Raw genomic sequence first — 10,128 nt, 5'->3', positions numbered from 1 at the left:
CGCAGGGCACCGGCGGCGGCGGAGGAGGCGAGGTCGGCGTGAGCACCACCGCCCCTCCGCGGGCCCTCGTCACCGGGCTGCTCGTGACCGAGCTCTCGGCGGTGATGGTCGACATGGTGTTCTCCTTGGATGAGTGGTGGTGGCGGATCCGCCGGGTCGTGCGGGGAGTGGTGCGGGTGGTCCGGCCGGAGGGCCGGGGAGCGGGTGCTGCGGGAGCACCCGGGCGGGAGGAGGGCCGGGTCAGCAGCCCGCGCCGAGGGTGGCGCCGACGATGATGCCGACGCACAGGGGCGTGGTGGCGGGCGCCTCGGTCGCGGCGTCCGAGCCGAGCTCGTCGACGGTGGCGAAGGTGTCGTGCGCTCCCGCGAGGGCGGTGAGGTCGGCGGACTGGGCGTCGGTGGAGATGGTGGTCATGATGTGTCCCTTTCGTGGAGTACCTCGGGCTGAGGTGGTGGTCCCCTCGGGATCGAGGGGAGGTTCGTGGGGCCCTAGCGGGCGGTGAGTCCCGGGCGGTCCGGGTCGATGCGCGCGGCGCGGGCGGCGTCGGCCCAGGCGTCGGCGGCGGGGATCGTCTCGGCCGAGGAGCGCAGGAGCGCTTCGGCGAGGACGCGGGAGCGGTGCTGGCCGAAGCTCAGTCCGCGGTAGGAGGAGCGCTCGTCGGCCGGGTCCTCGGCGTAGGCGAGGCCGTCGGCGAGCCTCTCGGCGAAGGCCGAGACGGCGGTGCGGGGCGAGGGCCGGGCATCGAGCAGCGGAGTGATCCTCCGGGCGACGTCGTCGGCGGAGTCGGCGGGCAGGTAGACGACGAGGGCGTCGGAGCGGGGGAAGGCCCGCGGGTCCGAGAGCGCCTTGGCCTGGTGGCGGGCTCCGGAGGCGGCGAGCGCCTCCAGGAGCGGGCCCCACAGGGCGAGCGCGTCCTCCGCCGAGTCGGCGACGAGCGAAAGGCGCACGACCCGGTCGGCGGGATCGAGTCCCATCGGGCCGAGGGCGAGGAGGTAGCCGGGAGTGGTGCGGGTGCGCCAGCTCGGCAGCCGGACGCCGGCGACGGCCCCGTCGGCGGAGCGGACGAGATCGACCTCGGGCACGAGGACCCGGACGCGGCCCAGCTCGACGACCCGGCGCTCCTCCCCCTGCACGGTGGCGGAGCCGAGCACCCCGGAGGGAGCGGGCTGCAGGACCGTGCGGTGCGGGATCGCGTCGATCAGCCGGGGGGCGAGGTCCTGGCCGTCGCCTCCGGCGGTCTCGCCGAGCAGCGGGTTCCGGAGGTGCAGGTGGGTGTAGAGGGTGGCGGCGAGTCGGGCCCGCAGCTCGATCGGCCCGGTGGCCTCGATCACGGTCCCGTCGACCTCGGCCCGCAGCCGGGCGGCGTCGACGCTGATCACGGCCTCGTCGAGGACGGAGCGGGTGGTGAGGGCGGTCATCGCGGGCTCCTGTCGAATCCGAGGGCGGTGGAGTAGGCGGAGGGGGCGAGCAGGACGCGGCGGCCGATGCCGGCGGCGGCCCGCTCGATCCCGGGGAGGCGGGAGACCATCGAGGCCCGGGCGAGGGTGCGGTCGACGAGGTGCCAGCCCAGGTGGGCGGTGGCGCGGACGGCGAGGGCGTCGTCCGAGCCGGCGGTCTCGGCGGCGTAGGCGAGCCACATCCGCCGGATCCTCGGGACCAGTGCCGCCATCCGCTCCGCGATGCGGGCGTCCGCGGCCGCGGTGTCGAAGGCGAGGGGAGGAGCGGAGGCGCCCTCCCGGGTGGTCACGGTGTCGAGCACCGCGCGGTGGATCCACTCCCCCGCCAGCGTGCCGAGGTCGCGGGCCGGATCCCCGATCCCGAACTCCTCCCAGTCGAGCAGCTGGAGGCGCCCGTCGCGGAGGTGGAACTGGTCGAGGCGGAGGTCGCCGTGGATCGGGGCCGTGCGGTTGCCGCTCTCCCACTCGCGGAGATCCTCCGTGGCCGAGACGAGCTGCTCGTCGTGCTGCAGGTCGCCCCAGAAGGCGAGCTCGGCGAGGGTGAGGTCGACGTAGCGGGTGTGCGGGATGCCGACGCGCAGCATCTCGACGGGTGGGCTGGGGTGCGAGGTCGCGGTGAGGCCCGCCACCGGGCCGGCGTGCAGCCGGGCCAGGAGCCGGCCGGCCTGCTCGGGGAAGTCCGCGGGGACGCGCTCCTCCACGAGCAGGAGGGCCAGGCTGGTGCCGGGGCAGTGCTCGAACACCAGCAGGGAGTCGTCCTCGTCGGCCGCCAGCAGGCGGGGTCCGGCCGGGGCGTGCTCGGGGCTCCGGGCGGCGAAGCCGGCGAAGTCCCTGGAGCGGCGGAAGGCCGCGGGGCCCGCCGTCCGGGGCGAGACGTGCTTGACGAAGACGCGGGCGCCGTCGTCGAGGGTCATCGTCCACGACGCGTTCCGGCCGGCGAAGGCGGGGCGGTCGATCGCGGCGACGCGGTGGCGTCCGCCGCCGAGCAGCCGCTCGGTCGAGGCCGCCGCCCGGAGGGCCGCCGGATCCGCGGGGCGGTGCCCAGGGGTCGCGGGGCGGAGCCCGGGAGTCGCGAGGAGAGTCACGATCGTGTCCTTCGGTCGGTCGAGCGGATCAGAAGAGGTAGGTGACGACGAGGTAGGCGCCGCCCGCTCCCCCGACGAGGAGGGCGGTGTTGACGAGCAGCTTCTTGAGGGGCGAGGGGCGGGTCGAGGCGGTGCGCGAGGTGGTCATGGTGGTGTCCTTCCGAGGGGTGGTGGTGGTGGATGGAGGAGCCGGGCCTAGGAGGCGTCGGCGGCCTTGAGGGAGGCGCGGAGCGAGACGCGGGAGCCGGTGCGGAGCGCGTTGTTGCGGTAGACGCGGACGACCAGGCGGAACAGCAGCGGCACCGTGATCGCGGCGACGACGGCGGCGATCACCATCTCGGGGGTGCCGACCGAGTCGAGGCCGAAGCGCATCGGCATCAGGTAGGAGGAGAAGAGGGGGACGAAGGAGAGCGCGTGCACCCAGGCCTCGTCGAGGTTCGCCGGCACCACGTAGAGCGCGATGATCAGCAGCGCCATCTGCACGACGGAGAGCGGCATGGCGGCGGTGCCCAGGTCCTCCTGCCTCGACACGGTCGAGGCGAGCAGGGTGCTGAGGAGCGCGAAGAGCACGTAGCCCTGCAGGAACCAGACGAGGAACCAGACCAGGCTCGGGCCGAGCTCGATCTCGAGGACCGACCACCCGCCGACCACGCTGAACCCGCCGACGACGGCGCCGCCGATCACGAGCAGCTGGGCCAGGGTCACCAGGCCGACGCCGATCATCTTCCCGGCGAGCAGCGGGGCGACGCCGATCTTCGTCAGCAGGATCTCGACGATCCGGGACGACTTCTCCTCGACCACCCCCGAGGCCAGACTCGACGAGGAGTAGACCATCGCGGCGAGCAGGGCGCTGATCATCGCGGTCGCGAACAGGATCCGGGTGTCGAGGACCACGGTCCCCGCCTCCCTCGTCGCGTCGACCAGGAACCAGCCGCCGATCCCGGCGCCGAGGCCGGCGATCGCGGCCAGCGCGAGGGTCGCGGTGAGGATCGTGCGGTTCCCGGTGCGGGTCAGGATCTCGCGGCGGACGATCGTCGCGGCTCCCCGGGCCGGCGTCGGAGGAGCGGAGCTCTCGGCGGTCCGGGCGTGGGCGGCGCGGGGGTGCGTGGTGGTCATCGTCCTGCTCCTTGGATCTCGAGGCGGCGCTCGGCCGCAGGGGTGGAGGCGGCGGTGAGCCGCTCGGACAGCAGCTCGGTCAGCGAGCGCTGCGCGGTGCGGATGCTCCGGAGGCCGCCGTGGCGGGTGAGGGTCGCGAGCACCTGCTCGGGGACGTCCCGGCCGCTGCCCTCGATCGAGACGAGCAGCGACTCCGGCTCACCGGGGACCGGCTCGGCCGACAGTCCCGGTGTGACGCCGAGCTCGGCGACGAGCAGGTCGTCCAGGGGGCGGGAGAACTGCAGCTGCCAGCGGCTGCGGCCGTCGTCCTGCAGCTCGGCCACCGCTCCGCTCGCGGTCACGCGGCCGGAGTCGAGCACGCAGACGGTGTCGCAGAGGCGCTCGACCAGGTCGAGCTGGTGGGAGGAGAAGAGCACGCCGACGCCGCGGGCGGACTGCTGCCGGATCAGGCCGGCCATCGTCTCCACGGCGACCGGGTCGAGCCCCGAGAAGGGCTCGTCCAGCACCAGGAGCGACGGATCGCCCACCAGGGACACGGCCAGCTGCACGCGCTGCTGGTTGCCGAGCGAGAGGTCCTGCACCAGGGTGTCGGCCCGCTCGGCCAGGCCCAGCGCGTCGATCACCTCCTCGGCGGTCTCACGGGCTCCCCGGGCGTCGTGCCCCTCGAGCAGAGCGAAGTGGATCACCTGCTCGCGGACCCGCATCTGCGGGTAGAGGCCGCGCTCCTCCGGCATGTAGCCGATCGATCGGCGGTCCTCGGCGGTGATCGGCGCGCCGTCCCAGGTGATGGTCCCCGTGTCGGGGGTGAGCAGGCCCAGGATCAGCCGCATCGTCGTGGTCTTGCCGGCGCCGTTGCCGCCGATGAAGCCGACGATCTCGCCGCGGCCCACGGACAGGTCCACGTCGTGCAGGACCCGGTGGCCGCCGAATGCACGGCTCACGCCGCTGAGCTGAAGCCCTCGCATGTCATCTCCTCGAAGTCGTTTCTCTTGACTCCTCAGACGCTACGGACGCTCTCGCGACGGGCTCCTGTACTTCGGTACAGCGCCGAGGTGGCCGAAAGTGCAGGTCCCGGATCACCGGACGTGCAGGTCCCGAGGCGGCCGCGCGTGCAGGTCCGGGGGCGGCCCGGGTGCGGGCCGCCGGCGTCCCGAGCACGACGGACGCCCCCGTGCTCGTCCGGTCGGCGACCGGAGCGCACAGGGGCGTCCGTGGAGGAGGAGGAGCGGGGTCAGGCCGTCGCGCAGCTCCCGTCGACCTCGCCGATGACGCCGTCCGTCACCGACACGACCGCGCAGTTCGGGTAGCCCCGCTGCGGCCGGTGCGCGGGGTCGAGCGCGCGGAGGATGCTCCCCAGCACCGCTCCATGGGTCACGACCAGCACGTCCCCGTGCTCCGCCGCCGGCACGAACCGCGCGATCGCCGCCTCCACGCGGGCGCGCACGGTGGCACCGCTGTCGGCCCGGCCGGAGGGGTCGTGGCGGTGGATCGCGTCGAGCACCGAGTCGAGCCCGGCGTCGGTCATCCGCGGCCAGTCGGCGGAGGAGGGCACGTAGGGGTAGCCGTGGTCGGCGAACACCGGCTCCCAGAGCGAGGCGTTCGGCTGCCCCTCGAAGGCGCCGAAGTGCCACTCGCGGAGCTCGACCATCGGCTCGGCCTCGAGCGACGGGTGCCCGGCGAGCGCCGCCGCCGCCGTGGTGCGGGTGCGGGTGAGGTCGCTCGTGAACGCCGCGACGAGCGGCACGTCGCGCATCCGCTCGCCGAGGGCCGCCGCCTGGCGCTCGCCGCGCTCGGTCAGCGGCGAGTCGCACCAGCCCTGCAGCTGGCCGGCGACGTTGAAGAGGGTCTCGGCGTGGCGGACGAGGTGGATCGTGCCGCTCACGGGCGCGCGCTCGCGGGCGTCGTCGGGCGGGCGGGGGTGGTGCGGTGCATGCGGTTCTCCGGGGTCAGCGCGCTACTCCGGAGCGGCGCGCGCGATGTGGAGGGCCAGGAAGGCGACCTCCTCGTTGGGCAGGGCGGCCTGGTACTCGGCCGCCACGAAAGAGCGCACGCGCTCGGCGGAGGCGATCGCGCGCGGGTAGCGGGCGCTGAGGCTGGTGAAGAGGAAGTCGTCCTCGCTCTCGAGCAGGCCGCCCGAGAAGAAGCGCTCGGCGAAGTACTGCAGGTGCGCCACGAAGCGGGCGGAGCGGAGGTCGTCGCGGTCGAGCGCGGCTCCGCTGGAGTGCTGGATGATCGCGGTCACCGAGCGGATGAGCTGCACGATCCTGAGCGAGTCGATCCCGACCTTGCCGAGCTCCGCGTTGGCGAGGTGGAAGGCGACGTTCGCGGCCTCGTCGGCGGGCAGCTCCACGTCCAGGCGCTCGCGCATCCGCTCGACCGCCCGCTCCCCCACCGCGTACTGCACGGGGTAGACCGTCCGCATCTCCCAGGCCAGCCGGTTGGCGACCGAGAGCCCGCGCCGCTGCCGCTCCACCGCGAAGTGCAGGTGGTCGGTGAGCGCGAGGTACACGTGCGGGTCGAGCCTCAGCCCCTGCTCCTCCGCATCGGCGACGACCGCGCGGGTGAGCTCGACGAACTCCGGCGGGATCTGGGCCAGGAGCTCGACGAGGTTGCGCTGATCCGAGTCGTCCAGCGCCACGAACACCTGGTCGACGCTCGAGGGCTCGATCGCCTCGCCGGCCTTCGCTCCGAAGCCGATCCCCCTGCCCAGGAGCACGCGCTCGACGCCGCGCTCGTCGACGACGAGGACGACGCTCGAGTTGAGCACCTTCTTGATGGTCTGCATGCGTGTCTCCGTCGACGGCCGCGTCAGGGCTGGGGTGGGGGTGGCGGGGCCTCTGCCCGGAGAGCCGGACGGCGCCTCCGGGCAGAGGAGGATCATCCCAGATCCGCGCCGTTCGAGGCGATGACCTTCTGGTACCAGAAGAACGAGTCCTTCCGGTAGCGCTCGGTGCTGCCATGGCCGAGGTCGTCCATGTCGACGAACACGAACCCGTAGCGCTTCGAGATCTGCGAGCTGGAGGCGCTGATCAGGTCGATCGGCGCCCAGCTCACGTAGCCGAGCAGCTCCACGCCCTCGTCCACCGCCTGGATCATCTGCTCGAAGTGCGCGCGGAAGTAGTCGATCCGGTACGGGTCGTGGACCCGGCCGTCCTCGGTCAGCTCGTCGCGCATCCCGAGGCCGTTCTCGACGATGAACAGCGGCTTGCCGTAGCGGTCGTAGAGGTCGATCAGCGAGATCCGCAGGCCGACGGGGTCGATCTGCCAGCCCCACTCGCTCGACTCGAGGAACGTGTTCTTGACACCGAGGACCGTATTGCCGGGGGTGCGCTCGGCGTCGGGGCGGACGGACTCCGTCATCGACATGTAGTAGCTGAACGAGATGAAGTCGACCGGGTGCTCGCGCAGCAGCTCGACGTCGCCCGCCTCGAACGGGATCTCGACCCCGCGGCTCTCGAGCGCCCGCAGCGCCAGGCGCGGGTAGGCGCCGCCCGCCTGGACGTCGGTGCAGAGGTAGAGCATCCGCTCCTTCGCCTGCGTCGCCGCGACGTCGTCGGGGTGGCAGGTGTTGGGGTAGGTGGTCAGCATCGTGAGCATGCAGCCCATCCGCGACTCGGGCCACAGCTCCTTCAGCGTCCTCGTGACCGAGGCGGAGGCGACGAACTGGTGGTGCAGAGCCGTGTAGCAGGCCTGCTCCACGCTGCCCTCGACGGTCTCCTCGATGATCCCGCCCGAGGTGAACGGGTGGCGGATGATGCCGTCGATCTCGTTGAACGTCAGCCACATGTCGACGAGGTGGCCGAATCGCTCGAAGCAGGTGCGGGCGAAGCGCTCGAACAGCTCGATCGTGCGGCGGTCGACCCAGCCGTTGTGCTTCAGCGCGAGCGCGAGCGGCGGGTCGTAGTGCGAGAGCGTGACCAGCGGCTCGATCCCGAGGCGCCGCATCTCGGTGAAGAGGGCGAGGTAGTAGGCGATGCCCTCCTCGAGCGGCTCCGCCTCCTCCCCCGTCGGGTAGAGGCGGGTCCAGGCGATCGAGACGCGGAGGGTGGTGAAGCCCATCTCGGCGAACAGCGCGAGGTCGCCGGGGTAGCGGTGGTAGAAGTCGATGCCGCGGCGCTTGGGGTAGTACTCGGGGTCGTCGTCGGACATCGCCGCCGTGATGCTCTCCACCGTGTTGCGGTGGTGGATCGCGTACTCCTTCGGGTCCGCCTTCGGCTTGTAGGAGGCGACGTCGCTGACCGCCGGGCCGCGCCCGCCCTCGCGCCACGCGCCCTCGACCTGGTTGGCGGCGAGGGCGCCGCCCCATCGGAATCCGTCAGGAAGCGCCATCGGCGAGCTCCTTCTCTCTCTGCGTCACGGTCATGATCCGGTCGCCGGCGGTGATCCGCTCGGCGGCCTCGACGAGCACGGTGTACTCGGCGGAGTTGGTCACGAGCACCGGGGTCGTGGTGTCGTAGCCGGCCGCGGTGATCGCGGCCAGGTCGGCGGTGAGGAGCAGCTGCCCGGCCTCGACCCGGTCGCCGACCGCGACGTGCGCCTCGAACGGCGCGCCGTCCAGCTGCACCGTGTCGATGCCGACGTGGATGAGCACCTCGACGCCGTCCGCGCGGCGCAGCCCCACGGCGTGGCGGGAGGAGAGCAGCGCGATGACCTCGCCCGCGAACGGCGCCCGGACGGCTCCGTCGGTGGGGCGGATCGCCAGCCCCTCGCCGAGCACGCCGGCCGAGAACACGGGGTCCGGCACCTCCGAGAGGGGGATGACGGAGCCGGTGAGCGGCGCCTGCAGCGCGAGCGGGCTCCCGGCGGCGGCCGCCACGTCCCCGAGCGCCTGGACGCTGGCGGAGGCGTCGTCGCGCCAGATGACGAAGGAGACGACGAACGAGACGGCGACCGAGATCAGCAGGCCGATCACGGCGTTGAGCAGGTTCCAGGGGTTCAGCCCGTCGATGAACATCGAGATGCTCGCGACGCCGGGGCTGACCAGCGCGAACGCGGCGACCTGCGTGGCGCCGATGTAGGCGCCTCCGACGACGCTGCCCGTGATGACGGAGACCAGGGCGCGCTTGTTCTGCAGCGTGACGCCGTAGAGCGCCGGCTCGGTGATCCCGAAGAGAGCCGAGAGGCCGCCCGAGAAGGCGGTGGCGCGGAGGGTCGCGCTCTTGGTGCGCAGGGCGATCGCGAGGCTGGAGCCGGCCTCCGCCGCGTTGTGGGCGAGCGAGGAGGCGAGGTAGAAGGTGTCCTTGCCCGCGCTGGCCATCGTCGCGATGGTCGGCGGGATGAACGCCTTGTGCATGCCGACCGAGATGATCAGCGGGAGCACGCCGGCCAGCAGCGCGACGGCCACCCAGCCGAGCGCCCCGTAGAGGCCGATCATCGCGCCCGTGAGCATGGAGCCGAGCCAGTAGCCGAGGGGGCCGAGCAGGAAGATCGTGGCCGGAGCGACGATCACGAGGCACATCAGCGGCACGTAGAACGTGCGGATCGGGCCCCACGAGTGCTTCGTGAAGAAGCGCTCGACGACCGAGAGCAGCAGCACGGCCAGGATCGCCGGGAACACCTGCGCGTTGTAGGCGATGACCGGCACCGGGATGCCGAAGAGCGCGACGCCGCCCTCCTGGTTGAGCAGCGTCGTGAACGCCGGGAAGACCAGGACGCCGACGAGCCCGAGCGCGAGCGGCCGGTTCACGTCGAGCTTCTTCGCGCTCGTGTACGCGACGAGCAGCGGCAGGAAGCCGAACACCGCGTCCGGGATGGCGGACAGCAGCTTGAAGTTGTCGCTCGCGGGGTCGAGCCAGCCCAGCGCCGAGGCGAGGACGAGGAACGACTTGAAGATGCCGGCGCCCGCGATGGCCGGGATGATCGGCGTGAAGACGCTGACCACGAAGTCCATGATCGTCGCGCCGAGGCGCTTGAGGGAGCGCGGCTGCTTCGCCTGCTCTGCGGATGCGGTGGTGCCGCCGCGCAGCTTCTCGACCGCCGCGTACATCTCGCTGACGCCGCTGCCGACGATGACCTGCGTCTGCGGGCCGGTGACGACGCCGATCACGCCGGGCACCGCCTTCAGCGCCTCGACGTCGGCCTTCGCGTCGTCCGCCAGCGCGAACCGCAGACGGGTCGAGCAGTGCTGCAGCTTCGCCACGTTGGCGGCGCCGCCGACGTGCTCGAGGATCGCCTTCGCGCTCTCCTGGGTACTCATCGGTACTCCTCCGGGTGTGGGGGGACGCGCGCTTCCCTGCGCTGTGCTGCCCGGCCGTCCGTCGCCGTCCCCGCCCCCTCCGGCACCGTCATCGGTGCTCCGGCGGAGCGTCAGGAGGCGTCCGGGCACAAAAAAAGGACCCGACGACGCTGCTTGCGCGTTTCGTCGGATCCTGCCTGCACGACCAGTCACATGTCCGGGAGCGACGCTAACACGGGGGTGGGTGGAGAAGGTGACGAGGAATCGCGAACGGGACCGCGACACCGACCGACTA

General features: G+C 72.6%; 9 protein-coding genes. All 9 read right to left on the bottom strand.

Features of this window, described 5'->3' with window-relative positions; translation table 11 throughout:
• Positions 1-240: 240 nt before the first annotated feature.
• The gene (locus tag C5C27_RS18175; RefSeq protein WP_181027122.1) at positions 241-414 is read right to left on the bottom strand and encodes a hypothetical protein; all 174 of its coding nucleotides are present in this window, start codon (positions 412-414) and stop codon (positions 241-243) included.
• Positions 415-488: 74 nt separating this feature from the next.
• Positions 489-1,418: a T3SS effector HopA1 family protein gene (locus C5C27_RS15070; protein ID WP_104237819.1), complete on the bottom strand. Its 930-nt coding sequence runs from the start codon at positions 1,416-1,418 to the stop codon at positions 489-491.
• The gene (gene lxmK / locus C5C27_RS15065) at positions 1,415-2,542 is read right to left on the bottom strand and encodes a class V lanthionine synthetase subunit LxmK (RefSeq protein ID WP_258066797.1); all 1,128 of its coding nucleotides are present in this window, start codon (positions 2,540-2,542) and stop codon (positions 1,415-1,417) included. Before lxmK ends, C5C27_RS15070 begins: the two co-directional genes overlap by 4 nt.
• A 195-nt stretch (positions 2,543-2,737) precedes the next feature.
• Complete coding sequence (locus C5C27_RS15060) at positions 2,738-3,658, bottom strand: ABC transporter permease (protein WP_104225127.1); 921 nt, start codon at positions 3,656-3,658, stop codon at positions 2,738-2,740.
• Positions 3,655-4,599 carry an ABC transporter ATP-binding protein gene (locus tag C5C27_RS15055; protein ID WP_258059757.1) on the bottom strand — a complete coding sequence of 315 codons (945 nt, stop codon included), beginning with the start codon at positions 4,597-4,599 and terminating at the stop codon, positions 3,655-3,657. The genes C5C27_RS15060 and C5C27_RS15055 overlap by 4 nt, the downstream gene beginning before the upstream one ends.
• A 290-nt stretch (positions 4,600-4,889) precedes the next feature.
• Positions 4,890-5,540 (bottom strand): histidine phosphatase family protein, encoded by a 651-nt coding sequence (locus C5C27_RS15050; RefSeq protein WP_104314810.1) that lies wholly within the window; start codon positions 5,538-5,540, stop codon positions 4,890-4,892.
• A 72-nt stretch (positions 5,541-5,612) separates the two neighbouring features.
• Positions 5,613-6,443 carry a PRD domain-containing protein gene (locus tag C5C27_RS15045; protein ID WP_104237822.1) on the bottom strand — a complete coding sequence of 277 codons (831 nt, stop codon included), beginning with the start codon at positions 6,441-6,443 and terminating at the stop codon, positions 5,613-5,615.
• A gap of 92 nt (positions 6,444-6,535) precedes the next feature.
• Positions 6,536-7,987, bottom strand: coding sequence for a glycoside hydrolase family 1 protein (locus C5C27_RS15040; RefSeq protein WP_104314809.1), 1,452 nt, complete (start codon positions 7,985-7,987; stop codon positions 6,536-6,538).
• Positions 7,974-9,854: a beta-glucoside-specific PTS transporter subunit IIABC gene (locus C5C27_RS15035; protein ID WP_104225132.1), complete on the bottom strand. Its 1,881-nt coding sequence runs from the start codon at positions 9,852-9,854 to the stop codon at positions 7,974-7,976. The genes C5C27_RS15040 and C5C27_RS15035 overlap by 14 nt, the downstream gene beginning before the upstream one ends.
• Between the last annotated feature and the right edge of the window lie 274 nt (positions 9,855-10,128).

This window comes from Rathayibacter sp. AY2B7, from assembly GCF_002931635.1.
Classification (GTDB): domain Bacteria; phylum Actinomycetota; class Actinomycetes; order Actinomycetales; family Microbacteriaceae; genus Rathayibacter.
This window is presented reverse-complemented; position numbering and strand designations above follow the sequence as displayed.

Excerpts from the sequence above, each read along its gene's own strand:
- C5C27_RS18175 (WP_181027122.1), bottom strand. The coding sequence starts at position 414 with ATGACCACCATCTCCACCGACGCCCAGTCCGCCGACCTCACCGCCCTC.
- C5C27_RS15070 (WP_104237819.1), bottom strand. The coding sequence starts at position 1,418 with ATGACCGCCCTCACCACCCGCTCCGTCCTCGACGAGGCCGTGATCAGC.
- C5C27_RS15060 (WP_104225127.1), bottom strand. The coding sequence starts at position 3,658 with ATGACCACCACGCACCCCCGCGCCGCCCACGCCCGGACCGCCGAGAGC.
- C5C27_RS15045 (WP_104237822.1), bottom strand. The coding sequence starts at position 6,443 with ATGCAGACCATCAAGAAGGTGCTCAACTCGAGCGTCGTCCTCGTCGTC.
- C5C27_RS15040 (WP_104314809.1), bottom strand. The coding sequence starts at position 7,987 with ATGGCGCTTCCTGACGGATTCCGATGGGGCGGCGCCCTCGCCGCCAAC.
- C5C27_RS15035 (WP_104225132.1), bottom strand. The coding sequence starts at position 9,854 with ATGAGTACCCAGGAGAGCGCGAAGGCGATCCTCGAGCACGTCGGCGGC.